The sequence below is a fragment of the Pseudomonas sp. FSL R10-2964 genome, from assembly GCF_009600035.1.
GTDB lineage: Bacteria > Pseudomonadota > Gammaproteobacteria > Pseudomonadales > Pseudomonadaceae > Aquipseudomonas > Aquipseudomonas bubulae.
Genome location: NZ_WIWH01000001.1, coordinates 174,677 through 198,489, shown reverse-complemented (window position 1 = coordinate 198,489; position 23,813 = coordinate 174,677). Strand labels below are relative to the sequence as shown.

The following is a 23,813-nucleotide window of genomic DNA, read 5'->3' as shown; positions in this document are numbered from 1 at the left end:
ATGCAAAACCTCGTAGCAGCTGCCGAGCTGCGCGAGGCTGCGTTCGGCAGCTGCTACAAGATTTGCAGGCATAAAAAAGCCGCGCTTCGGAGTAATCCGAAGCGCGGCTTTTTTACAGCAGTCTTACTTGTTAACAGCGTCAGTCAGGCCTTTGGCCACAACGAGCTTGATAACTTTTTTGGCTGCGATTTCGATGGCTGCGCCAGTCGAAGGGTTACGGCCAGTACGGGCAGGACGCTCGGTCACTTTCAGTTTGCCAATACCTGGCAGAGTGATTTCGCCGCCATTTTCCAATTGATCAGCAACGATCTGGGCCAGTTGGTCCAGAGCGTTACGCGCGGTAGTTTTCGGCGCGTCGATAGCTTCAGCGATATCAGCGATCAGTTGGTCTTTAGTAATAGCCATTGAGATGTTCCTTCCCTATCAAATTCATTTGGTTTGCAGAGTGCAATGTCAGCCATCGAGCCAGATCTCAAGGGTCTGGCACACCCGCCAGCTTTCACGACGAATCGCGGATGTAGATAGCTAAAACGGGGTTTGGTTCGACCTGACACATGCTGAATGCACGCTTTACGCCGTTTCCGAGCGCAAGACCGGGCAAAACTAGCACAGAGACAGTTAAATATCCGCCTCTACCTGGGCTTTTGGTCAGCTTTATGGCCTTAAAACGGTAAAAAAACCGTCCAGGGCGCCCTCAAGCCCCCCAAACCCCGACCCGAGGCTCAGGTGCGGTACACTTGGCGCCTTTGCGGGGTGTGCACCCTGCCCTCTCATTACACACCGAGAAGCCCATGCCGATCCGTCATTGCATCGTCCACTTGATTGACAAAAAACCCGACGGTACGCCCGCAGTTCTCCACGCCCGTGACTCTGAACTGGCCGGGTCTCAAGCCATCGAGAACATGCTCGCTGACCTCAACGAAAGCTATAACGCCAAGCAAGGTAAAGCCTGGGGGTTTTTCCATGCCGAGTCCGGCGCGCATCCGTTCAGCGGCTGGCTCAAGGAATACCTCGATGGCGGTAAAGACTTCACGGCGTTCAGCCGCGTCGCCGTCGAGCATCTGCAAAAACTGATGGAAGAGTCCAACCTTTCCGTTGGCGGCCACGTGCTGTTCGCCCATTACCAGCAAGGCATGACCGACTACCTGGCCATCGCCCTGCTGCACCACAGCGACGGCGTTGCCGTGACCTCGGAGCTGGACGTGACGCCTTCGCGCCATCTGGACCTTGGCCAGCTGCACCTGGCCGCACGGATCAACATTTCCGAGTGGCAGAACAACAAGCAGTCCAAGCAATACATTTCGTTTATCAAAGGTAAAAACGGCAAGAAGGTTTCGGAGTACTTCCGCGACTTTATCGGCTGCCAGGAAGGTGTCGATGGCCCGGGCGAAACCCGTACCCTGCTCAAGGCCTTCAGTGACTTCGTAGAAAGCGAAGACTTGCCGGAAGAGTCCGCCCGGGAAAAAACCAAGACCCTGGTCGATTACGCCAGCAGTCAGGCAAAAATCGGCGAACCAATGGGCCTGGAAGAGTTGTCCGAGTTGATCGACGAAGAACGCCCCAAGGCTTTCTACGATCATATCCGTAACAAGGATTACGGCCTGTCCCCCGAAATTCCTGCTGACAAGCGCACCCTGAACCAGTTCCGTCGCTTCACCGGGCGCGCTGAGGGGCTCTCTATCAGCTTTGAGGCACACCTGCTGGGTTCCAAGGTCGAGTTCGACGAAGAAGCCGGTACGCTGGTGATCAAGGGCTTACCGACCCAACTGCTCGATCAGCTCAAGCGCAGCAAGTAATGCTCAACGGTATCTTGAAGAAAGTCCTGTTTGTTCTGGTGGTAGTGGTCATCTTTCAGAACTGGGGCAAGATCGAGCGCGTGCTCAACCCTTCGGGTGTCGTCAGTGAGCAAACCCGGGCCAGCGCCCGGGTGGTGTTGTACTCCACCGAGTGGTGCGGCTACTGCAAGGCCACTCGGCGGTTCCTGGATGAGAAAGGCATACCGTTCAAGGAATTCGATATCGACAAGGATGCCAGTGCCCGCCAGGCTTACGAGGCGCTGGGCGGGCGCGGCATTCCGATACTGGATGTAAACGGCACGCTGATTCGCGATTTCAAGCCCGATGCGATATTGGCGGCACTGAAATAAGCCGGGAACAACTGTTCAATTTCTGTGGGAGCGGGCTTGCTCGCGATGCAGGCGCTGCGGTCAGCCAGACAAACCGCAGAGATACCATCGCGGGCAAGCCCGCTCCCACAGGAAAATCACTCCAGCTTCTGACTTTGCACCAGACACTCCTTGGCACTCTTCCTGAGCTTCTTGATCAATCGCTCCTGGCGCAATGCCTCACCCTTGTCCGGCCAGGATTCGACATACACCAGCGCCACTGCCGGGCTTGAAGCGAAAAAACGCGCGCCCTTGCCCGTTTGATGCTTGGCAAAACGGCGCACCGGGTCATCGCTGATACCGCAATACAAAGAGCCATTAGCGGCCCGCACAAGGTACACAAACCAGGGTTTCTCGACCACTTTCAGCGGCTGCCCTGAAAGGCCTTGAGCCCTTTTTGCGCCTGCGCCCGAATGGCGTTTTGTACCAGCGGTGTCCACCCCAGCAACAGGCCCTTGGTGCCCAGTGCCTGACGCGACCAGCGCCACAGATCGAAATGGTCGTGATGCTCGCAAATCTTGCCATCACGAAACACAAACCGTGCCTGGATATCATTGACCACCGTGGCGCCGGTCTGGCCAAACACATAGGTCGCCACCCAGTGCGCGCTGCCATGCTGGCCGTCAGCCTTAACCTGATCGAAGGTGAGGCTGAAATCCTTGGCCCGCAAGGTCAGCATGCGCCACATGTCAGCGGCGTTGTGGCCACGCAGCTCGCCAAACACAGGGTCGCTGAACACCACGTCAGTGGTGTAACAGTCAGCCATTGCCTCGGCATCAAGCCGCTGGAAGGCCTGGTAGAAACGAGTGATCAATGCTTGGTGGTCTTGGCTCATGGCAGGGTCCGTACAGGTCTGGAATCAGAGCACGATAATCTGCCATGAACAGAAACACTATGGGCCTCAGACTTTCTCGCTTTGTACATTCACATACAGTGAACGGCCGGCGCCAAGCCCGGCGACGATGGCCCCCAGACCGATGACTGCAAATATCCAGCCCACGGCACTCCAGCCACCCGTCACTTCATGCACCACGCCCACCGCCAGCGGCCCCATCGATGCCACGGTGTAACCAATGCCCTGGGCCATGCCCGACAGATTGGCGGCGACATGGGCATCGCGCGAGCGCAGCACGATCATGGTCAAGGCCAGGCTGAATGTACCGCCCTGCCCCAGGCCCAGCACAATCGCCCAGCCCCACAAGCCATCGATAGGCGCATAAAGGCAACCAAACAGCCCGGCCAGGGTCATGCCCATAACCAGCACGATTGCCAGCCGCTGGTCTTTACCCCGCGTGGCCAGCCACGGTGCCGTCAGCGCCGTGATCAATTGCACGATAACCGAGCCGGACATCACCAGCCCCGCCTGGGTAGGCGTCAGGCCGCGACCAATCAGGATTGACGGCAACCAGCCAAAAACAATGTAGGACAACGAGGATTGCAGCCCCATATAGAGCGTCACTTGCCAGGCCAACGGGTCACGCAACAAGCCACGCACGCGGTAGGCAACGTTGTGCGTGCCCTGACGCTTGCCCACCTGTGGCAGCCAGAAAACAACCGCAAGCAATGCGGGCAAGGCCCAGAAGCCAAGCCCCATTGCCCAGCTCTGCCCCAGTGACTCGCTAAGGGGCACCGTGGCCCCCGCCGCCAGTGCCGCACCCAGGCACAGGGCCATGGTGTAAACACCGGTCATGGTTCCGGCATGCCCGGCGAAATCACGCTTGATGATGCCCGGCAACAACACACCGATGACGCCGATACTGGCCCCCGCCAGAATGCTCCCGGCAAACAGCCCCACTTCGCCCAGGCAACTGCGCAGAACGATCCCGCCACCCAGCGTCAGCAAAATCCCCAGCACTACCCGCTCGGTACCAAAACGCCGCGCCAGGATTGGCGCCAGGGGCGCGAACAGCCCCAGGCACAGCACGGGCAACGTGGTCAACAGGCCAGCCTGCGCCGCAGACAAGCCCAGTCTGTCAGACACCTCACCCAGTAACGGCGCCATGCTCGACAGCGCGGGGCGCAGGTTCAAGGCCACCAGCACCAGCCCCAGGAGCAATAACCACGGACGCAAGACAACAGGCGCAGTGTGCTGAACCTGCTCGTCGTCAATTTCAGCGTCGATCAGCAATTCTTCCAGCTCATCGAGATGACGAACGGGCTCGACGCTGGCATTGGAAATTGACGAAGGGTGGCTCATGGCGTGCTCCGGCTCAAGGTTCATTGATCAACGTCCGGCACAGCGCCATGGCCCGTTGCGGGTTTTGTTGTTCTACGGCTTCCAGTAAATCAACGTGCAGGTCGAACACCACTTGACGACGCGGATGGACGTCCATGGTCTTGCGCAAATGATTGGTCAAGACGCTTGAGGTAAAGCGGTAGAGCTCGCTCAGGGCCGGGTTGTGGGCGGCATCAATCAGTCGTTGGTGAAACACCAGGTCACAGCAAATATAGGTATCGAGTTCACCGTGATAGTGCTGGCCACTGGCGTCCAGCGCCTGATGCAGCAGGCGCAAGTCCTCGTCCGTGCGGCGCAGGGCGGCCAGGCCAGCGGCTTCAACCTCAATGATGTGACGCATCTCCCGGCCCTGCTCCAGAGAGCAGGATGACAGCGCGCGCAGCGTGTCCATCGGGTCGACACGGCTGCGCAAATAGCTGCCATCGCCCTGGCGAATCTCTATCAGCCCGGCAAATGCCAGCACGCGCATGGCTTCACGCACAGTATTACGACTGATGTTCAATTGCGTAGCCAGCTCGGGCTCGGTTGGCAAACGCTGACCCACCTCCCAGGTACCGTTGTTTATTCGCGCACGCAGTTGCTCCAGAGCCTGGTCGACCAGCGAGCGTTTGATGATGGGAGAAGCGTCTGTCATTTAATTCGCCTTTTCATCCAATCATAGGATGAATTTTCCGACATGTTACTCAGACACCTCCATACGAGCAATCAACTACAGATTAAAAGCCCCCTAAAAAACCTTGTTCACCCTTGAACAAAAAACCCTTTAAGGGTAATTTTGATTGCATCGAGGCTGCCTCTTATGGAAAAGAAAACACCTCACTACAACCTCCAGTGCATTCAAGCCGATGTACAACGGCTTGGCGCTGTCGCCTTTACCAAAAGCGCATTGGATGGTGGACGAAGCATGGGCCTGGTCCTCGCACAAATGCAGAGGGTCATTACCTCGTTGGAGCGCAGTGCGCTGTACAAATCGATGTCGACCCACGCCGACCACAAGGTCTGGCAGGACGTATATCACGCACAGGCCTACGGTTTGGCCATCTCTATCAAGGTGACGTATCGCCCCTGCGGAGGGCCGCCGGTCATCGCTTTCAAGGAGAAAACATCATGAGCAAAAATGACTGCTGCACCTGCGGCGCCGCCAATGCCATGCAAGCGTTCAAGGGCCGCAGCTTCAATGTGAACTTCAAGCAATTGAACCGGGTGGTGCACGGCCTGGACGGGCACGAATGCACCGAGTGCGCCGAGATCGAATTTGATGCACCCAGCGCAGAGCTATATGCCCAGGCTGGCGACGAACTGGTAGAAGATGCCAAACGGGTTATGGCGGAAGAAATGAAGCGTATCCGCCGCAAGCTTCACTTCACCCAAAAAAATGCCGTGCAGTTGCTGTCGGGGGGTGGCCACAATGCGTTCAGTCGTTATGAACGGGCCGAGGTGGAGCCACCAAAACCCTTGTTTGTGTTGATGCGACTGCTCGATCGCCACCCCGAACTGGTCCGCGAATTACAAGCCATCAACGAGTGTGCAGACATCAATGCGCTGCTGGTGCAAAAACAGCAGCAGCGCGAAAACTGACACCTTTGGTTTTCTAGCCGCTGACGAGCGCAGCGAGGCTACGATCATCAGCGGCTACAAGTCCCGATCAATGCAAAATCTGATTCAGGAACAGTTTGGTCCGGTCATTTTGCGGGTTGTCGAAGAAGTCATTCGGGGCGGCCTCCTCCACGATTTCGCCCTTGTCCATAAAGATCACCCGGTTGGCCACGGTGCGCGCAAAGCCCATTTCGTGGGTTACGCAGAGCATCGTCATGCCGTCTTCCGCCAGGCCGATCATGGTGTCCAGCACCTCTTTGACCATCTCCGGGTCAAGTGCTGAAGTCGGCTCATCGAACAGCATGATTTTCGGTTTCATGCACAGCGCCCGGGCAATTGCCACACGTTGCTGCTGACCACCCGACAACTGCCCCGGGAACTTGTGCGCCTGCTCCGGAATACGCACCCGTTCCAGATAATGCATGGCAATTTCTTCGGCCTGACGCCGGGGCATCTTGCGCACCCACATCGGCGCCAGCGTGCAGTTCTGCAGAATGGTCAGGTGCGGGAACAGGTTGAAGTGCTGGAACACCATGCCCACTTCACGCCGCACCGTCTCGATTTGCTTGATGTCGTTGGTCAGCTCTACACCGTCGACCACGATGCGTCCCTGCTGGTGCTCTTCGAGGCGATTGAGGCAACGGATGGTGGTTGACTTGCCGGAGCCCGAAGGCCCGCACAAGACGATACGCTCGCCCGGCTGTACGTTGAGGTTGATGTCCTTTAGCACATGGAACTGGCCGTACCACTTGTTGACGCCCAGCATCTGAATAATGCCTTCAGAGCTTGCTGGCTTTTTGATTGTTTCACTCATCTTGCAATACTCCTAACGCTTGTGGCCAGTGTCCAGCTTGTGCTCCAGATGCATGGAGTAGCGGGACATACCAAAACAGAAAATCCAGAACACCAGGGCGGCAAACACATAGCCTTCAGTGGCCATACCCAGCCATTTCGGGTCGGCGGCGGCTTGTTTGACGCTATTGAGCAGGTCGAACAGACCGATGATGATCACCAGGCTGGTGTCCTTGAACAGGGCAATAAAGGTGTTGACGATGCCGGGGATCACCAGCTTCAGGGCTTGCGGCAAAATCACCAGGCCCATGCTGCGCCAGTAGCCCAGGCCCATGGCCGCAGCCGCCTCGTACTGACCCTTGGGGATGGCTTGCAGACCGCCACGCACCACTTCCGCCACATAAGCCGACTGAAACAGGATTACGCCGATCAAGGCCCGCAGTAATTTGTCGAAGTTCATGCCCTCGGGCAGAAACAGCGGCAGCATCACCGAAGACATAAACAGCACGGTAATCAGCGGAACGCCGCGCCAAAACTCGATAAAAGTCACGCACACCACGCGAATGGCCGGCATGTCCGAGCGGCGGCCCAGGGCCAGCAAAATCCCCAGTGGCAAGGCGCCGGCAATACCTACAGTGGCAATCACCAGCGTGAGCATCAGGCCGCCCCACTGGCTGGTAGCCACGTTAGTCAGGCCCAGATAGCCGCCGTGGAGCAAGGTAAACGCCAGGATGGGGTACACCACCAAAAAGCCCAGCCCGTAGATAGCCTTGTGCTTGAAGCGCGAGATAAACAACGGCGCCGCACCCACCACGGCCAGCCATACCGTCAGGTCAACCCGCCAACGCAGCCCGGTCGGGTAATAGCCATACATAAACTGGCCAAAACGCTGCTGAATAAACACCCAGCAAGCGCCCTCTTTGGTGCAATCAGCTTGCGTGCTGCCTACCCAATTGGCATCGAAAATCGTCCAGCTCAGCAGCGGCGGCACGATCAGCCAGACCAGATAAAAGGCAAACAGGGTCAGCAAGGTGTTGAGCCAGCTGGAAAACAGATTGGCCCGCGCCCAGGCGACAATACCGATGCGGTTGCCCGGCGGCGGCATGTCGGGTTTGAAAACATGAGTCGTCATAGTCCAGTCCTCATCGCTCGATCAGCGCAATGCGCGTGTTGTACCAATTCATCAGCAGCGAAATGCTGATGCTGATGGCCAGGTACACGCTCATGGTGATGGCAATGACTTCAATCGCTTGCCCGGTCTGGTTGAGGACCGTGCCGGCAAACAGTGAAACCATTTCCGGATAACCGATGCCCGCCGCCAGCGACGAGTTTTTCACCAGGTTCAGATATTGGCTGGTCAAAGGCGGGATGATCACCCGCAGCGCTTGCGGGATGATTACCTTGCGCAGCGTCGGCCCCGGGCGCAGCCCCAGCGAGCGGGCGGCTTCGGTCTGACCGTGGCTGACGGACTTGATCCCCGACCGTACGATTTCGGCAATAAAGGCCGCGGTGTACACCGTCAACGCAATGGTCAGCGCCAACAGTTCCGGGATCAGCACCCAGCCACCGACAAAGTTGAAGCCCTTGAGCTGTGGCATTTCCCAGTGCACCGGGGTACCGAACAGCAACACGCACAGGCCAGGAATCGCCAGCAGCAAGAACAGCCCGACCCAGAACTTGTGAAATGGCTCGCCGGTGTCTTCAAAGCGCTTGTTGGCCCGACGGACCATCAGCACCACGGCCACGATAGCCAGCACCACACTGGCCACAAACGGCCAGAAGGCATCCGTACCCACTGCGGCCGGCATGTTCAGGCCACGGCTGCTCATATAGAAGGTGTTGGCAAAGTTATGGCTGTTGCGTGGCCCTGGCATGGTCAGGAAGACCGCGAAGTACCAGAACAGGATTTGCAGCAATGGCGGGATATTGCGAAAGATCTCCACATACACCGTTGCCAGCTTGCTGATCATCCAGTTCGACGACAGGCGTGCCACGCCGATGATAAACCCCAGGATCGTCGCCAGGACGATACCGATCACGGACACCAGCAAGGTGTTGAGCAACCCGATCAGAAAGACCCGCGCATAACTGTCGGACTCGGTGTAATCAATCAAATGCTGCGCAATGCCAAACCCGGCACTGCGCTCCAGAAAGTCAAAACCCGAAGTAATGCCGCGATGTTGCAGGTTGGTCTGGGTATTGTTGAACAGATACCAGCCCATAAGGACCACCAGCGCGACGGTGACGATCTGAAATAACCACGCACGCACACGTGGATCGCCGAGGCTGAGCCTGGGCTTGGGTGCGCCGACTTTAATTTGCATGAAGTGCCCCTAACAATGGATCAGACAACATCACCCGGCAGTTGGCCTGCCGGATGAAAGGGCTATCAGCGCACAGGGGGTGCGTATTGAATGCCGCCGTTATTCCACAGAGCGTTCAGCCCGCGGTCGATGGCCAGAGGCGTGTTTTTACCGAGGTTTTTCTCGAAGACTTCACCGTAGTTACCCACCTGGCTGACAATCTGCACCACCCAGTCTTTTGGCAGTTTCAGGTCTTTGCCGTATTCGCCGTCAGCACCCAGCAAGCGGGCGACATCCGGGTTTTTGGTGGATTTGGCTTCAGCCACAACGTTTTTCGAGGTGATGCCGGCTTCTTCAGCATTGAGCATGGCGAACAGGGTCCACTTCACAATGCTGAACCAGTCTTCGTCGCCCTTGCGCACGACAGGCCCCAGAGGCTCCTTGGAGATGGTTTCAGGCAATACGACATAGTCGCTCGGGTTGGCCAGCTTGCTACGCTGTGCGTACAACTGGGACTTGTCGGAGGTCAACACGTCGCAACGGCCGCTTTCCAGAGACTTGGCGCTTTCATCAGAGGTGTCGAAGGTGATCGGGGTGTACTTGAGGTTATTGGCGCGGAAGTAATCCGACACATTCAGCTCGGTAGTCGTGCCGGCCTGGATACAGATGGTTGCACCGTCCAGTTCCTTGGCACTTTTTACCCCCAGCTTGTTGTTGACCAAAAAGCCGACGCCGTCGTAATAGGTCACGCCCGCGAACACCATGCCCATGCCCGCATCACGGGAACTGGTCCAGGTGGTATTGCGCGACAACACATCGACTTCGCCCGATTGCAGCGCGGTGAAACGCTCCTTGGCGTTCAACTGGCTGAACTTGACCTTGGTAGCATCGCCAAACACTGCGGCGGCCACTGCACGACAGACATCCGCATCGATCCCCATGATCTTGCCGTCTTTATCCGGTACCGAAAAGCCCGGTAAACCGTCACTCACACCACATTGCACAAAACCTTTCTTCTTGACACTGTCCAGGGTCGCGCCTGCGTGGGCAAAACCGCTGGCACTGAGTAACACGATGGCTGCTGTGGCCAAAGCCAGGGTGGATTTCAATTGCTTCATTCAAACCTCCAGTGCTGCTTTTTTGTGTTTGAACAAGGCCCGCCGCCCCCTTGTGAGGCACTGTTGACCCATGTTGGCTTTTTATTGGGTCAAGCGGCATAAGCCTTGAGCGATGGGTGCATCGCACGAACCGTCAAACTGAAGCGCTCACTTGAGCTGTTGAATTCCTTGTCTAACTCCAACCTCGGGATTTTTGCAGCCCCCCCTGTTAGTGTTACCGTCCAAAGGGGGCGCATTCACGCCACTGTCCACATAGCAAGGCGCGTACCACTCTTGGCCCCTAAGTAAGTTCAGTAGGTAATGCAGGAAAAAACGTTCAAGCACGCGACATATTCTGTAATCCTTAGTCGATCAAGCACACTTGTAGCGCACCCGATTTGCGCACATGCACAACGATGGAGCAGCCATGACCCAACCCCTGATCATCCAGCCTCAAAAAACCGCAGACGCCTGTGTTATCTGGCTCCACGGTCTGGGTGCCGACCGTTATGACTTCATGCCGGTGGCTGAGATCCTGCAACAGTCGTTGCTGACCACGCGCTTTGTATTGCCGCAGGCTCCAACCCGCGCCGTGACCATCAATGGCGGCTATGCCATGCCTAGCTGGTACGACATCAAGGCCATGAGTCCTGCCCGCTCGATCAGTGAAGAAGAGCTCGAAGAGTCGGCCGACATGGTCATTGCCTTGATCGAAGCCCAGCGCCAGAGCGGTATCGACGCCAGCCGGATTTTTCTGGCCGGGTTTTCACAAGGTGGCGCCGTAGTTTTCCATACCGCTTATTTGAAATGGCAGGGCCCACTGGGTGGCGTTATTGCCCTTTCAACCTATGCGCCAACCTTCAACGAAGGTCTGCCATTGTCGGCCAGCCAGCAGCGAATCCCGGCTTTGTGCCTGCACGGGCAGTACGATGATGTAGTCCAAAACGCTATGGGCCGTACGGCTTATGAGCATTTGAAAGCCGCAGGTGTGTCCGTTACATGGCAGGAGTACCCAATGGGCCATGAAGTGTTACCAGAGGAAATAAGCGATATCGGTACCTGGCTGACGAAACATCTGAGCTAAAACCGAAACATCCCGTCGTTCACTACACGCCGAGCGCCCGACTTGCATTACACTGCCCGGCGTATACTCCTTAACCAACTGATGAGATGACCGTGCTCAAAGCACTTAAAAAAATATTCGGTAAAAGCGAGGCTGAGCCGCTCGCGCCAGCTTCCGTTACACCTCCAGGCAACGCCAGAGCGCGAACCGACGCGCAACAACCTGGCCGCTCTGCTCCTGTTCCAGCCCCTGAGCCGGTGAACACTCCCGACGCACAATCCGCTGCTGAACAACCGCGTATCGAAAAACCCAAAATTGCCAAGCCACGGCGTGAGGCGGCCCCCAAGCCACCGGTCATTCCCTGGAAACTCGAAGACTTCGCCGTCGAGCCACAAGAAGGCAAAGTCCGCTTTCACGATTTCAAGCTCGCCCCCGAGCTGATGCACGCCATCCAGGACCTTGGTTTCCCGTACTGCACGCCGATCCAGGCAGGCGTACTGGGCTATACCCTGAGCGGGCGTGACGCTATTGGCCGTGCCCAGACCGGTACGGGCAAGACGGCTGCGTTCCTGATCTCGATCATTAGCCAGTTGACCCAGACGCCGCCGCCAAAAGAGCGTTACATGGGCGAACCACGCGCTCTGATCATCGCGCCGACCCGTGAGCTGGTGGTGCAGATCGCCAAGGACGCGGCCGACCTGACCAAGTACACCGACCTCAATGTCATGACATTCGTGGGCGGCATGGACTTCGACAAGCAACTCAAGCAGCTTGAAGCCCGCCATTGCGACATTCTGGTGGCCACACCGGGCCGTCTGCTGGACTTCAACCAGCGCGGCGAAGTGCATCTGGACATGGTCGAAGTGATGGTGCTCGACGAAGCCGACCGCATGCTGGACATGGGCTTCATCCCGCAAGTACGCCAGATCATTCGTCAAACGCCACCAAAAGCCGAACGTCAGACGCTGCTGTTCTCCGCGACCTTTACCGAGGACGTGATGAACCTGGCCAAGCAATGGACCACAGACCCTGCCATCGTCGAGATCGAAGCGGTCAACGTCGCCAGTGACATGGTTGAGCAGCACGTCTATGCCGTCGCCGGTGCCGACAAGTACAAGCTGTTGTTCAACCTGGTCAACGACAATGGCTGGGAACGGGTGATCGTATTTGCCAACCGCAAGGACGAAGTGCGCCGCATCGAAGAGCGCCTGGTACGTGACGGTATCAACGCGGCGCAACTGTCGGGGGATGTACCGCAGCACAAACGTATCAAGACCCTGGAAGGCTTCCGCGAAGGCAAGATCCGCGTGCTGGTAGCTACCGACGTTGCAGGTCGTGGCATCCACATTGATGGCATCAGCCACGTGATCAACTTCACCCTGCCTGAAGTGCCGGACGACTATGTACACCGTATTGGCCGTACCGGCCGTGCTGGCGCCAGCGGTGTATCGATCAGTTTTGCCGGTGAAGACGACTCGTACCAGTTGCCGTCTATCGAAGCCCTGCTAGGTCGTAAAATCAGCTGCGAAACGCCGCCAGCCGAGCTGCTGCGCCCTGTCGTACGCGCTGTGCGCAAGCCGCAGGACCCGACTGCAACGGCCTGATACGCAAATCTGTAGCCGCTGCCGAGGCACGAGGCTGCGATGGGCTGCGAAGCGGCCCCGCTTTTTGAAGGGCCTGCGGCCCTTATCGCAGCCTGCGGCAGCGGCTACAGGGCTTGATTACTTCCAGCGCTGCGCCGCCACTTCATCGCTCACCCGCCCCTCCAACCATCGCGGGCCTGAGGGGGTCTGTTCTTTTTTCCAGAACGGGGCGCGGGTTTTCAGATAATCCATCACAAAACTGCAGGCATCGAAAGCGGCCTGACGGTGAGCACTGGCTACGCCAACAAACACAATCGGCTCTCCCGGCTCCAGCAGGCCAATACGGTGCAGCACTTCAAGCTTGAGCAGCGGCCAGCGCTGCGCAGCTTCATCAATAATTTTGCCCAGGGCTTTCTCGGTCATGCCCGGATAATGCTCCAGGAACATCCCCGCCACGTCACGGCCGTCATTGAAGTCGCGCACATAACCGACAAAACTCACCACTGCGCCCACGCCCAGATTCGCGGCATGCAGTGCATTGACTTCAGCGCCAGGATCAAAGGCCGCCGCTTGCACCCGAATCGCCATGTTCAGCCTCCGGTCACGGGCGGAAAAAATGCCACTTCGTCGCCGTCCGCCAGGGGTTCGGCGAGCTTGCACAGCTCTTCATTGCGCGCACACATCAGGTTGGGCTCGGCCAGCACCTGCCAGGCACCACCGCGTTGCGTCAGGTGCGCGCGCAACTGCTCAATGGAGACGAACCCGCCCTCCACTGCCTCACTATCCAGCCCCAGAACCTCGCGATAGCGGGCAAAGAAAACCACTTTGAGCTTCATGATGCATCCGCCTGAAAGTGCCCGCTCTTGCCGCCGAGCTTTTCCAGTACGCGCACACCTTCGATGGTCATGCCGCGATCGACCGCCTTGCACATGTCGTAAATGGTCAGGGCTGCAACGCTGGCGGCGGTCAGGGCTTCCATTTCGACGCCGGTCTGCCCGGACAGCTTGCAGCGCGCCACGATCAATACCGCGTCGCTGCCTTGGGCACTGAGCTCAACCTTGACGCTGGTGAGCATCAACGGATGGCACAATGGGATCAGGTCCGAGGTTTTCTTCGCCGCCTGGATCCCGGCAATCCGCGCCACGGCAAACACATCACCCTTGGGGTGACCGCCACTGATGATCATGTCCAGGGTTTCAGGGCGCATGCGCACCACCGCTTGTGCCACAGCCTCACGGGAGGTCACCGCTTTGTCGGTGACATCGACCATGTTGGCGCGGCCTTGGGAATCTAAGTGAGTCAGCACAGGGGGTACTCCAGAGAGGAGTATCGATTGTAAACCCGAGGGTCAGCTTAAGGCCATCGACCCCGCGAATACCGCGCATCAGAACATGGAATTGGCCGCCCGCAGGCAATCGCCGTACAAAGGTCGAAACTTTGGAGTCATACCTATGCCACTTTTTATTGCCATTGCCCTGAGCCTGCTGGCGGGTGCTGCGGTGCCCCTGCAAGCGGGCAGTAACGCTCGATTGGGCGTGGTGCTGGGCCATCCCTTTTGGGCCACCGTGATCTCATTACTGATCAGCGGCCTGGCGATTGCGCTGGTAATGCTGATTGTCAAAGTGCCCCGCCCCAATCTCGCGGCCCTGCTCACCGGCCCCTGGTGGATCTGGCTCGGCGGGCTGGCCGGGGTGTTTTACATCACCGTGGCGCTGATCAGCGTGCCGCGCCTGGGGGCGCTGAACTTCATCATGGCGGTGGTGGTGGGCCAGTTGATCAGTTCACTGCTGATCGATTACTTCGGCTTGCTGGGTTTGCCAAGAAACACCCCCAGCCTGCAAAAACTGCTCGGGGTCAGCGTGGTGCTGGCAGGTTTTGTCATCGCTTCACGCGGCTGAAGGCGCACTCACTTGCCTGACCAGATCCCGCAGCCAGCGATGAGCCGGGTCTTCGTTGAAACGCTGATGCCAGACCTGCACATAATTGAACGGCGCTATCGTCATGGGAGGCGGCAGTGCCACCAGGCTGTCGCCAAATGACAGATTGTCCAGGGTACGGGTGGCCACGGTAAGAATCAGGTCGGTGTCGGTAATCATCCCCGGTGCCGTGCCCCAGTGCGGCACATTGACCGCAACCCGGCGCTGCAACCCCCGGGCGTGCAACACGTTATCGACCTCGCCCTGGGTATTGCCACCCGTCGACACCAGCAGGTGCGGGCGCGCCAGATAGCTGTCCAGATCGAGCACGCCATTGTCCGGGAGCGAACGACGATTGAGCAGGCAGGTAAAGGTTTCTTCAAACAATACATCGCTGCAGATATCTGCTGGCATCGTGGGGAAAACCCCAACGGCCAGATCGATCTTGCCCTGCTCGATCTGCTCCAGCATGCCCAGGCGGCTGTCCTGGATGATCACCAGCGAAGTGTCCGGTGCTTGCTCGCGCAGCAGCACCAGCAGTTTTGGCAACACGATGGTCGCGCCGTAATCGGACATGGCCAGGCGAAAGGTGCGCTGTGATTCTGCCGGCACAAAGTCGATGGACTGACCGAGCAGCGTTTCGACCTGTCCCAGGATGGCCTTGAGCGGCGCCTGGAGATTTTGCGCCATCACGCTCAGCACCACCTCGTTGCCCTGACGGATCAGCAACGGGTCATCAAGCAGCACCCTGAGTTTGTTCAGTGAGTGGCTGATGGCGGGCTGGCTCAAATGCAAACGAACACCGGTGCGGGTTACGTGTTTTTCCGTGAGCAGCGCATCGAGCACCACCAGCAGATTCAAATCGATATTACGCAGTAACACCTGACGCTCCTGTCTTGGCCAACTCCAGGGCAACGCTGCATGATCCATGCGCGCAACCGCCGTCAGCTTACATGAAGCCAAAACGCCAGTGGGAGCGGGCTTGCTCGCGATGAAAGTGGCGCGGTGTATCTGGGATACCGCGTCATCTTCATCGCGAGCAAGCCCGCTCCCACCTTCAGGCAGTTACAAATGTGACTCGGCGTATTCCGCCAGAATCGAGCGAGGCACCCCTTGCAGGGCTATATGCACACCGTTGGGGAAGTCTTTGAAACGCTCCGTCAGGTAGGTCAGCCCCGAACTGGTGGCCGACAGGTAGGGGGTATCAATCTGTGCCAGGTTACCCAGGCACACCACTTTGGAACCGGCACCGGCACGGGTAATGATGGTTTTCATCTGGTGCGGTGTCAGGTTCTGGCACTCATCGATCAGGATCAGGCTCTGCTGGAAACTGCGACCGCGGATGTAGTTCAGGGATTTGAACTGCAATGGCACCTTGCTCAGAATGTAGTCGACGCTGCCGTGGGTATTTTCATCATCCATGTGCAGAGCTTCGAGGTTGTCAGTAATGGCACCCAGCCAAGGCTCCATTTTTTCGGCTTCGGTGCCCGGCAAGAAGCCGATTTCCTGGTCCAGGCCCTGCACGCTGCGGGTACAGATAATCCGCCGGTAGCGTTTGCTGACCATGGTTTGTTCAATCGCTGCCGCCAGCGCAAGGATGGTCTTGCCCGATCCCGCCGCACCCGACAGGTTGACCAGGTGAATGTCCGGGTCGAGCAAAGCAAACAGCGCCAGCCCCTGGTAAATATCCCGCGGTTTGAGGCCCCAGGCTTCCTGGTGCAGCAGCGGTTCCTGATGCATGTCGAGGATCAGCAACTGATCCTTGCGCACCTCCTTGATCCAGCCGACAAAGCCCTGCTCATCAATGATGAATTCATTGATATGCACCGCCGGCAGGTTTTCGTTCATTTGCACCTGATGCCAGGTACGGCCATGCCCCTGGCGGGTTTCGACCTTGTTGACGCGGTCCCAGAACGAACCGGTCATGGTGTGATAGCCGCGCGAGAGCATCGACACGTCGTCAACCAGCTGGTCGGTACTGTAATCCTCGGACTCGATCCCGCAAGCCCGGGCCTTCAGGCGCATGTTGATGTCTTTGGTGACCAGCACCACGCGCAATTGCGGCTCACGGGCGTGCAAGTCGATCAACTGGTTGATGATGATATTGTCGTTGAGGTTTTCGGGCAGCAACGCGTTGGGCTCGCGGCGCTTGCTCATCATGATCGACAGGAAGCCCTTAGGTGCGCCTTTGCCGCGCTGGATCGGCACACCTTTTTCGACGTCATCGGGGGTGGCAACCCCCAGCAACTGGTCAATGAGGCGAATGGCCTGACGGCACTCGGCTGCCACCAGTAATTTGCCGGTTTTGAGCTTGTCGAGCTCTTCGAGCACCGTCATCGGGATCGCGACGTGGTGTTCCTCGAAGTTAAGCATTGCGTTTGGATCGTGAATCAGAACATTGGTATCGAGTACATAAAGGATTGGCTGGTTGGAAGAAGGAGTGCGTCCGTGATCATCCATACTCGGTCACCTTTGTGGGAGCCATTCGACGCAATACCGCAACAGTGCTGCGCCTCGAAGTGACTGCCGTATGCCCTGCCCGATGGCGTCCTGGAAGACGCCACCTGTTTCGCAGGTTTCGGCCGTCTGTCTTCGTAATACTCCTAAATGTGTGACAAAAAAATGTTTTTTCACATTCCAGCACTTTATTTTTTGAATGACGAACAACCCTTGGCGCATTCCGGGACCGCAACTAAGCTAATAGATCTACCGGTATTAAAAAGCGCTGCAATCAACCTGTTCATCCTCTGTCGCGGCAGTGCGCAGCGCTCAAACCTGAATTCGACACCCCTTCATTAAAGCCAGTTAATTCCCACACAGATCCAGGACAAACCCTGCACCGGCATCTTTTCGCCCGCATTAAGCTGCGGCTGGCACTGAGTCCGCTAACCGTCACTTCCGTGGTGATTTTCTGATTCAACTCCGCGCAACACCTTCATTAATGCACGAGGTCACGGTACTGACGCCCCCCTCTTCAGGTGACGAATAAAAACCGCGACCGCGTTACTGCGAAAGGATGACTGCATGACTCCCATCTCCAAAACACTGGAACAATTGCTGCTCGAGATTTACAAGGACGGCAGCGTTTCGTTCACCGAGTACGAACAGCTGCGCGACAATGCTGATGAAAGAATGGAAAGGATCATCGAGCACTTTGGCCATCACAACAATACGACCGCTTTTCAAAAGGCCATGGATGTCGCCATGCAATTGCTGCAACTGGCAGTAATCGATGCCAAGAACGCCAAGCTGACCGATACCGGTGAAGCCATCGTCAAGGATGCAATCACCGCCCAGGTTGAATACCTGCGCGCAGGCAGCCATCTGGCACTGCGCCTGCTGTAACGCCGTGTTTCCTGGCCCGTCGAAGCCGGCGGGCCAGGAGGAATGGTCTAGCGCTCACCGAGCGCTTCACAACTGTCCCAGCCCAATCCACTTTGTGAGGTAGCGTTCATCAGCCAGGGTAATGCCGTACGCACCTTGTCCTGGGTGTCATGAAACGCAATCACCCCATGCCGCCAAAGCAGCATCAGGGTCAATACTCGATGGGCTGACTGCTCGCCGTTCAAGCTCGTCGCCAAGTCCTGGGCATCGATGCCCCACAAGGCCACCCGCATGCCCTGAGCCTCAAAAAAACCGCCGCTGTCGGCCCGGCGCTGCCCGTAGGGCGGGCGAAACAGAGGCACGTAGCGCTGCGGCACAACCTGATTGACCAGGGCGGCGCTACGCGCAATAGAGTCCTGCCAGTCTTTCCAGTGACTGTGGGAACGGTACTCCCAGCCCTGCACACCCACACACTGTCCCTTGTAGAGTGCCTGCAAGGCCAGCGCGCCTTCCTTGTCGAGACGCACCTGCAAGCTGTTACCCAGCACGAAAAAAATCCCGCTGATGGATTGCTTGCGCAGGTACCCGGTCAGCCAGTCAGTAGTGCCCGGCAATTGCGTGGGGCCGCTGTCGAAGGTCAACAAAAACAGCCGGTCGTGCATCGTCTCGCCGTTGACTTCCTGGTCGCCCAACAGAGCGATTTCACTGCTGATTTGCGGGAGCAGCGCCGCCATGCGTAATTGCTCATCCAGGTAGCGCTGGTGAAACTCACGGCCGGGCTCGGCCCAGGCCACATAAAACGAGTCATCGGCGATTGCGAACTTGCCCGCCTGCTCACGCAGACTGTCCATGTCATCGACGTAATAGCAGAACGAAGCATCCTGATCGCAACTTTGCTGCGCCAGGTTGTAGTTGGTCAGTAACCGCTGCCACATCCGCTGGCGCAGAGCATCTATTGCCTCAACATTGATTATTTTCAGACCCAACCGCTGTTTCAGGGCGCTTTCATCCAGCGCTTCGCTGACCATCAAGGCATGGGCAAAAGCGAGTATTTCGGCACGCGAGGCAACATCGAACAAGGCCGGGCTGGTCAATTGTTCGGGCCATGTGCTGCGATCCAGCGTCGCGGGCTCGACAGGTGCCGCCACCGCCCCGGCACACACCAGCCAGACCCACAAGAAAAGAGCAATGCGCACTGATCAACCCCCTGTAAAAACTGACTGCACTATAACCCGACCAGTGCCCGACCCCGCAGGCGTTGGGGGATCTATCGCGTTCATAGGTGGAGTCAAACTGCGCCAACGCCTAGAATCCCCCGACGCTAAAAGGAGACAACCCCATGCTGATGGTGATTTCACCCGCTAAAACCCTCGATTATGAAACGCCGCCCGCCACAGCACGTTTCACCCAGCCCCAGTACCTGGACCATTCCCAGGAATTGATCGAACAATTGCGCGAACTGAGCCCGCAACAGATTGGCGAGCTGATGCATTTATCCGACAAGCTGTCGGGCCTCAACGCGGCGCGCTTTGGCAGCTGGACGCCCGCCTTTACCCCCGCCAATGCCAAGCAGGCACTGCTGGCGTTCAAGGGCGATGTCTACACCGGCCTCAATGCCGTGGACTTCAGCGAGGCCGACTTCGACTATGCGCAAAGCCACCTGCGCATGCTCTCGGGGCTCTACGGCCTGCTGCGTCCGCTGGACCTGATGATGCCGTATCGCCTGGAAATGGGCACCAAACTGGCCAACGCACGGGGCAAGGACCTGTACGCGTTCTGGGGCACGCACATCAGCGAATGGCTCAACCAGGCCCTGGCCGAACAAGGCGATGACGTACTGCTCAATCTGGCATCCAACGAATACTTCTCGGCGGTAAAAAAGTCGGCATTGAACGCCCGCATCATCAATACCGAGTTCAAGGACCTGAAAAACGGCCAGCATAAAATCATCAGTTTCTATGCGAAAAAAGCCCGAGGCATGATGAGCCGGTTTGTGATCAAGGAGCGCATCGACAACCCTGAGCACCTCAAGCAGTTTGATGAGCAGGGTTATCGCTTCAGCGCCGAGCAGTCCAAGCCGGATTTGCTGGTGTTTTTGCGCGACCACGCCCCGCAGTGACCCGCTGCATGCCTCATGCTGGTAAGTTATAGGTATTCCCTGCAAGAGGCCCAGCCATGTTTATCGGCGTTTTACTGATCATCACCTGGCTTGTCCTGTTGTTGCGCTACCCGGCCAAGGCCTTGCCGGTCTCACTGGCTGCCGTACTGGGGCTGGCGATAGTTGCAGCCTCGGTGGCGTGGCTGGACAGCCGTGAGGCGGCACAACTGGCACGCCTGGAACTGCGCATCGTCTATGACCCTGCCCAATGCCCGGCAGACCGACCGCTGCAACTGACCCTGAAAAACAGCAATGACGTACCACTGGTCGAACTTGGCTGGCGCATTGCCGCCTATGCACCGGGCGACACCGTCAATCTTGCCGACAACCTTTACACCGCCCCGCGCTACCGCGGCCCCGGCGAATTGCAAGCAGGGGCAAGCTGGCAGGACTGCTTGCCGATGCCGCCGCTGCGCACGGGTAATCGCCCGCAAACCCTCGAGTTTCGGGCAGAACGCCTGCAAGGCAGTTTTTCCAATTAAGGATGTTCCCATGCTGCGTGTTTTGATCACCGGTTGTTCCAGCGGTATTGGCCGCGCCCTGGCCGATGCTTTCAAGGTGGCGGGGCATGATGTCTGGGCCTGCGCCCGCAAGCCTGGGGATGTAGCACTATTGGCTGCGGCGGGGTTTGCCGCTGTGCAACTGGACGTCAATGATCCGCAGGGGTTGGAGCAATTGGCCGAGCGCCTGGAGCAGGCAGGCGGCGGGCTGGACGTGCTGATAAACAATGCAGGTTTCGGCGCTATGGGCCCCCTGCTCGATGGCGGCGTCGAGGGCTTGCAGCAGCAATTTGAAACCAATGTATTTTCCATTGTGGGCGTTACCCGCGCGCTGTTCCCGGCGCTGCGCCGCAACAAGGGCCTGGTGGTCAATATCGGCAGTGTTTCCGGGGTACTGGTCACCCCGTTTGCCGGCGCCTACTGTGCCTCTAAAGCTGCAGTACATGCCTTGAGTGATGCCCTGCGCATGGAGCTGGCGCCTTTTGCCATTGGCGTGCTGGAAGTGCAGCCCGGGGCCATTGATACCAGCTTCGCGAAAAATGCCAGCGCCCAGGCCGAGCAGTTGATTGCCGAGAGCTCCGCCTGGTGGCCCATGCGCGACGGTATTCGCGCCAGGGCCAGGGCCTCACAAGACAATCCCACCCCGGCCACAGCCTTTGCCGACGCAGTATTCAAGGCCGTCATGAAACCCAAGCCACCGATGTTGCTGCGTTACGGTAATGGCAGCCGCGCCTTGCCGCTACTGGCCGCGCTGGTGCCCGCTGCCCTACTGGAAAAAATCCTGATGAAGCGGTTCGGCCTCAATACCCGTGCCTGACACTCATTATGTAGCAGCTGCTACGGGTGATAGCACAGGCCTATGCATACGCCTTCATAAAATCGATAAACACCCGCACCTTCAGCGGCAAATGCCGTGTATCGGGGTAGAGCGCGTACACCCCCTGGCGGCTCAGTTGCCATTCGGGCAGCAGATGTACCAGCCGCCCCGTGCGCAAATCCTCCTCGATCAGCCAGTCGGGCAGGATCGCCACGCCTTGCCCGGTCAGGGCAAACGCCTGCAACACCGATGAGTTGTCCGCCCTGATGCGCGCCTTGCAGGGGTTGGGCTGGAAAGGACGGACCACACCGCTGCTCACCTCGGTAATAGTCAACTCCCCAACCCGGCCATGCTCCAGCCACGGCGTTTGCTCAAGCGCGTGCACGCTGTCTATCGGCACCACGCTGGCAACGAACGCCGGCGAGGCCACCGGCAGAATGCCGAAGGTGCTCAATTGCACGGCACGATGGCTGGAGTCGAGCACGCGACCCAGTCGCAAGGCCACGTCAAAACGCTCAGAGATCAGATCCGCATGGGTCGATGAGGTCGACAGCTGGACGTTGAGGTCAGGGTGCAAGGCACTGAAGAGCTCCAGCGCCGGCACCACCTTGGCCAGGGCATATTCAACGGTGGTGGTGATGCGCAGCGTGCCCTTGAGTTCGGTGTGTTCGCTGCGCGCTTCGTCAATCGCCAGCCGGGCCTCTTCCAGCATGCTCAGGCAGCGCTGGTAAAAGCGCTCACCCGCCTCAGTCAGGGCCAACCGTCGGGTGTTGCGCGTTAGCAGGGTCACGCCCAGCTCAGCCTCTAGACGCTTGATATTGAAGCTGACCACCGCACGGGTTTGCCCCAGTAAATCAGCCGCGGCGGTAAGGGAGCCAGCTTCGACCACGGCCTTGAAGGTGTCGAACCGGTCGAGGCTGACCATAGAGAAACCTGCCAATTGTCAAAATAATTTTGACAATCTAGCAGCAGACGGACGGTTCCTCCATAAGCCAAAGCTGCTTACTGTGCGCTCTACTGAACAGGAGCCACCCATGGCTTACCGCAATAAAGTCGCGCTGGTGTATCTGCTGGGATTTGCCCTGGATCTGGTGAATATGTTCGCAGCCTCGATCGCCTACCCGGATATCAGCCAGCAGCTGCATGCCTCGGTCACACAACTGGCGTGGATTGGCAATGCCTACATGCTTGGCCTGATCCTGGTCATTGTGCCCAGCGTATGGCTAACCCAACTGTTTGGTGAGAAACGCCTGATCGTGCTTTCACTGACATTATTCAGCGTGGCGTCGTTGTGTGTCGCCCAAGCGACCTCAATTAAAGCTCTGATCGGCTACCGCCTGCTGCAGGGGCTGGGGGGCGGGCTGTTGATTCCGGTCGGTCAGGCTATGGCCTATCGGCACTTCCCGATCCGCGACCGGGCCCGACTGACCTCAGTGATTTTGCTTGTGGCGCTGCTAGTGCCCGCACTGTCGCCAGCACTGGGCGGCTGGATGGTCGAAGCGCTCACTTGGCGCTGGGTGTTTTATGCCAATCTACCACTGACCTTGCTTACCCTGCTGCTGGCAGTCTGCTGGCTGCAACCCGACCCGCCTGCGCAGCCCGTATTGCCCATGACTTACAGGCGCATTCGAGCTGGCGCAGCCAATATGGGCCGCCTGTTCAAAAGCCCGTTGCTGCAAGTGGCAATGCTGACCTACCTGTTTATCCCCGGCATTTTCATCGGCACGCAACTGGTGAGTATCTTGTACCTGCACCAGCTGGGTTTTAGCGCCACGCAAACCGGCATGCTGATGCTGCCCTGGGCTCTGGCTTCAGCGCTGGGCATCACCCTGAGCCGCTACCAGTTCAACCGCCTTGGCCCCAAACCCTTGCTACTGCTGGGCATGAGCGCACAAGCCGCGGGTATTGCGTTACTGCCCCAAATCGATAGTTCCAGCATCGGCTTGCCCATGGCGCTGTACGCCGTGATGGGCTTTGGTGGCAGCCTGTGCAGCAGCAGCGCACAAAACACAGCCTTTATCGATATCGCACCCGAACACATGGGCCACGCCAGTGCACTGTGGAACCTCAACCGCCAATTGAGCTTCCTGCTTGGCCCGGCCTTGATGATGGCCCTGTTCGGTACATTGACCGCAATCACCTCGACGTCCCACGCCTTTGCCCTATGCTTTGCCATCGGGGGTGCATTGACGCTGGTGCCGCTGGTTCCCGTTCTACGCCTTGATACATCCCGCGTGCTGGCCTTGCTCGCACCCTGACCTGGA

Annotated in this window: 28 protein-coding genes; 12 read left to right on the top strand and 16 right to left on the bottom strand. The window is 58.1% G+C overall.

The window, feature by feature from the left end; genetic code table 11:
* Positions 1 to 123 precede the first annotated feature (123 nt).
* Positions 124 to 405 carry an HU family DNA-binding protein gene (locus GHN92_RS01020; protein ID WP_003440137.1) on the bottom strand — a complete coding sequence of 94 codons (282 nt, stop codon included), beginning with the start codon at positions 403 to 405 and terminating at the stop codon, positions 124 to 126.
* 386 nt (positions 406 to 791) lie between these two features.
* Here GHN92_RS01020 and yejK point away from each other — a divergent pair, with 386 nt between their 5' ends.
* Together yejK and GHN92_RS01010 are read left to right on the top strand one after the other, a co-directional pair.
* Positions 792 to 1,796, top strand: coding sequence for a nucleoid-associated protein YejK (gene yejK / locus GHN92_RS01015; RefSeq protein WP_095001225.1), 1,005 nt, complete (start codon positions 792 to 794; stop codon positions 1,794 to 1,796).
* Positions 1,796 to 2,146, top strand: coding sequence for a glutaredoxin family protein (locus GHN92_RS01010; protein WP_016781886.1), 351 nt, complete (start codon positions 1,796 to 1,798; stop codon positions 2,144 to 2,146). The genes yejK and GHN92_RS01010 overlap by 1 nt, the downstream gene beginning before the upstream one ends.
* A gap of 116 nt (positions 2,147 to 2,262) precedes the next feature.
* On the opposite strand, the gene GHN92_RS01005 is transcribed toward GHN92_RS01010, so the two are convergent.
* From GHN92_RS01005 to GHN92_RS00990, 4 genes are all read right to left on the bottom strand, one after another.
* Positions 2,263 to 2,532: a GIY-YIG nuclease family protein gene (locus GHN92_RS01005; RefSeq protein ID WP_095001393.1), complete on the bottom strand. Its 270-nt coding sequence runs from the start codon at positions 2,530 to 2,532 to the stop codon at positions 2,263 to 2,265.
* Positions 2,529 to 2,999, bottom strand: a complete 471-nt coding sequence (locus GHN92_RS01000) for a nuclear transport factor 2 family protein (protein ID WP_133143880.1) — start codon at positions 2,997 to 2,999, stop codon at positions 2,529 to 2,531. Before GHN92_RS01000 ends, GHN92_RS01005 begins: the two co-directional genes overlap by 4 nt.
* Positions 3,000 to 3,065: 66 nt before the next feature.
* Positions 3,066 to 4,385 carry a CynX/NimT family MFS transporter gene (locus tag GHN92_RS00995; RefSeq protein WP_095001223.1) on the bottom strand — a complete coding sequence of 440 codons (1,320 nt, stop codon included), beginning with the start codon at positions 4,383 to 4,385 and terminating at the stop codon, positions 3,066 to 3,068.
* On the bottom strand, positions 4,375 to 5,034 hold the full coding sequence (locus GHN92_RS00990) for a FadR/GntR family transcriptional regulator (protein WP_095001222.1): 660 nt from the start codon (positions 5,032 to 5,034) through the stop codon (positions 4,375 to 4,377). Before GHN92_RS00990 ends, GHN92_RS00995 begins: the two co-directional genes overlap by 11 nt.
* A gap of 165 nt (positions 5,035 to 5,199) precedes the next feature.
* Here GHN92_RS00990 and GHN92_RS00985 point away from each other — a divergent pair, with 165 nt between their 5' ends.
* Together GHN92_RS00985 and GHN92_RS00980 are read left to right on the top strand one after the other, a co-directional pair.
* Complete coding sequence (locus GHN92_RS00985; protein ID WP_095001221.1) at positions 5,200 to 5,511, top strand: type II toxin-antitoxin system MqsR family toxin; 312 nt, start codon at positions 5,200 to 5,202, stop codon at positions 5,509 to 5,511.
* On the top strand, positions 5,508 to 5,978 hold the full coding sequence (locus tag GHN92_RS00980; protein WP_095001220.1) for a type II toxin-antitoxin system MqsA family antitoxin: 471 nt from the start codon (positions 5,508 to 5,510) through the stop codon (positions 5,976 to 5,978). Before GHN92_RS00985 ends, GHN92_RS00980 begins: the two co-directional genes overlap by 4 nt.
* Before the next feature lie 67 nt (positions 5,979 to 6,045).
* Here GHN92_RS00980 and GHN92_RS00975 read toward each other — a convergent pair whose 3' ends face one another.
* The 4 genes from GHN92_RS00975 to GHN92_RS00960 form a co-directional block, all read right to left on the bottom strand.
* On the bottom strand, positions 6,046 to 6,810 hold the full coding sequence (locus tag GHN92_RS00975; RefSeq protein WP_095001219.1) for an amino acid ABC transporter ATP-binding protein: 765 nt from the start codon (positions 6,808 to 6,810) through the stop codon (positions 6,046 to 6,048).
* Between the two features lie 12 nt (positions 6,811 to 6,822).
* The gene (locus GHN92_RS00970; RefSeq protein ID WP_095023049.1) at positions 6,823 to 7,920 is read right to left on the bottom strand and encodes an amino acid ABC transporter permease; all 1,098 of its coding nucleotides are present in this window, start codon (positions 7,918 to 7,920) and stop codon (positions 6,823 to 6,825) included.
* Positions 7,921 to 7,930: 10 nt separating this feature from the next.
* Positions 7,931 to 9,112 (bottom strand): amino acid ABC transporter permease, encoded by a 1,182-nt coding sequence (locus GHN92_RS00965; protein WP_095024906.1) that lies wholly within the window; start codon positions 9,110 to 9,112, stop codon positions 7,931 to 7,933.
* A 65-nt stretch (positions 9,113 to 9,177) separates the two neighbouring features.
* Positions 9,178 to 10,209 (bottom strand): amino acid ABC transporter substrate-binding protein, encoded by a 1,032-nt coding sequence (locus GHN92_RS00960; RefSeq protein ID WP_095001216.1) that lies wholly within the window; start codon positions 10,207 to 10,209, stop codon positions 9,178 to 9,180.
* A gap of 406 nt (positions 10,210 to 10,615) precedes the next feature.
* On the opposite strand from GHN92_RS00960, the gene GHN92_RS00955 reads away from it, so the two are divergent.
* Together GHN92_RS00955 and rhlB are read left to right on the top strand one after the other, a co-directional pair.
* Complete coding sequence (locus GHN92_RS00955; protein WP_095001215.1) at positions 10,616 to 11,272, top strand: alpha/beta hydrolase; 657 nt, start codon at positions 10,616 to 10,618, stop codon at positions 11,270 to 11,272.
* Positions 11,273 to 11,358: 86 nt separating this feature from the next.
* Positions 11,359 to 12,855: an ATP-dependent RNA helicase RhlB gene (gene rhlB / locus GHN92_RS00950; RefSeq protein WP_095001214.1), complete on the top strand. Its 1,497-nt coding sequence runs from the start codon at positions 11,359 to 11,361 to the stop codon at positions 12,853 to 12,855.
* 117 nt (positions 12,856 to 12,972) lie between these two features.
* Here the strand turns inward: rhlB and moaE are convergent, their stop codons facing one another.
* From moaE to moaC, 3 genes are read right to left on the bottom strand one after another with little or no spacing between them, the layout of a single operon-like run.
* Entirely contained in the window at positions 12,973 to 13,422 is a 450-nt protein-coding gene (gene moaE / locus GHN92_RS00945; protein ID WP_133144298.1) for a molybdopterin synthase catalytic subunit MoaE, read from the bottom strand.
* A 2-nt stretch (positions 13,423 to 13,424) separates the two neighbouring features.
* Positions 13,425 to 13,670 carry a MoaD/ThiS family protein gene (locus GHN92_RS00940; protein WP_095001212.1) on the bottom strand — a complete coding sequence of 82 codons (246 nt, stop codon included), beginning with the start codon at positions 13,668 to 13,670 and terminating at the stop codon, positions 13,425 to 13,427.
* Positions 13,667 to 14,140 (bottom strand): cyclic pyranopterin monophosphate synthase MoaC, encoded by a 474-nt coding sequence (gene moaC / locus GHN92_RS00935; RefSeq protein WP_095001211.1) that lies wholly within the window; start codon positions 14,138 to 14,140, stop codon positions 13,667 to 13,669. The genes GHN92_RS00940 and moaC overlap by 4 nt, the downstream gene beginning before the upstream one ends.
* A 145-nt stretch (positions 14,141 to 14,285) precedes the next feature.
* Between moaC and GHN92_RS00930 the strand changes: the two genes are divergently transcribed.
* Positions 14,286 to 14,732 (top strand): DMT family transporter, encoded by a 447-nt coding sequence (locus GHN92_RS00930; RefSeq protein ID WP_095001210.1) that lies wholly within the window; start codon positions 14,286 to 14,288, stop codon positions 14,730 to 14,732.
* Here GHN92_RS00930 and GHN92_RS00925 read toward each other — a convergent pair.
* Positions 14,721 to 15,632, bottom strand: a complete 912-nt coding sequence (locus GHN92_RS00925) for a LysR substrate-binding domain-containing protein (RefSeq protein ID WP_133144299.1) — start codon at positions 15,630 to 15,632, stop codon at positions 14,721 to 14,723. The two genes, GHN92_RS00930 and GHN92_RS00925, sit on opposite strands and share 12 nt — an antisense overlap.
* A gap of 183 nt (positions 15,633 to 15,815) precedes the next feature.
* Complete coding sequence (locus tag GHN92_RS00920) at positions 15,816 to 17,210, bottom strand: PhoH family protein (RefSeq protein ID WP_095001208.1); 1,395 nt, start codon at positions 17,208 to 17,210, stop codon at positions 15,816 to 15,818.
* A 564-nt stretch (positions 17,211 to 17,774) separates the two neighbouring features.
* Here GHN92_RS00920 and GHN92_RS00915 point away from each other — a divergent pair.
* Complete coding sequence (locus GHN92_RS00915) at positions 17,775 to 18,095, top strand: hypothetical protein (protein WP_095001207.1); 321 nt, start codon at positions 17,775 to 17,777, stop codon at positions 18,093 to 18,095.
* A 47-nt stretch (positions 18,096 to 18,142) separates the two neighbouring features.
* Here the strand turns inward: GHN92_RS00915 and GHN92_RS00910 are convergent, their stop codons facing one another.
* Positions 18,143 to 19,270: a polysaccharide deacetylase family protein gene (locus tag GHN92_RS00910; protein ID WP_095024909.1), complete on the bottom strand. Its 1,128-nt coding sequence runs from the start codon at positions 19,268 to 19,270 to the stop codon at positions 18,143 to 18,145.
* 143 nt (positions 19,271 to 19,413) lie between these two features.
* Between GHN92_RS00910 and yaaA the strand changes: the two genes are divergently transcribed.
* From yaaA to GHN92_RS00895, 3 genes are read left to right on the top strand one after another with little or no spacing between them, the layout of a single operon-like run.
* Entirely contained in the window at positions 19,414 to 20,193 is a 780-nt protein-coding gene (gene yaaA / locus GHN92_RS00905) for a peroxide stress protein YaaA (RefSeq protein ID WP_095001205.1), read from the top strand.
* A gap of 56 nt (positions 20,194 to 20,249) precedes the next feature.
* Positions 20,250 to 20,714, top strand: coding sequence for a multidrug transporter (locus GHN92_RS00900; protein WP_133144300.1), 465 nt, complete (start codon positions 20,250 to 20,252; stop codon positions 20,712 to 20,714).
* A gap of 10 nt (positions 20,715 to 20,724) precedes the next feature.
* Positions 20,725 to 21,549: an SDR family oxidoreductase gene (locus GHN92_RS00895; RefSeq protein WP_095001203.1), complete on the top strand. Its 825-nt coding sequence runs from the start codon at positions 20,725 to 20,727 to the stop codon at positions 21,547 to 21,549.
* Between the two features lie 40 nt (positions 21,550 to 21,589).
* Here the strand turns inward: GHN92_RS00895 and GHN92_RS00890 are convergent, their stop codons facing one another.
* Entirely contained in the window at positions 21,590 to 22,474 is an 885-nt protein-coding gene (locus tag GHN92_RS00890) for a LysR family transcriptional regulator (protein ID WP_133144301.1), read from the bottom strand.
* Positions 22,475 to 22,583: 109 nt separating this feature from the next.
* On the opposite strand from GHN92_RS00890, the gene GHN92_RS00885 reads away from it, so the two are divergent.
* Positions 22,584 to 23,807, top strand: coding sequence for an MFS transporter (locus GHN92_RS00885; RefSeq protein WP_133144302.1), 1,224 nt, complete (start codon positions 22,584 to 22,586; stop codon positions 23,805 to 23,807).
* The last annotated feature ends 6 nt before the right edge of the window (positions 23,808 to 23,813 follow it).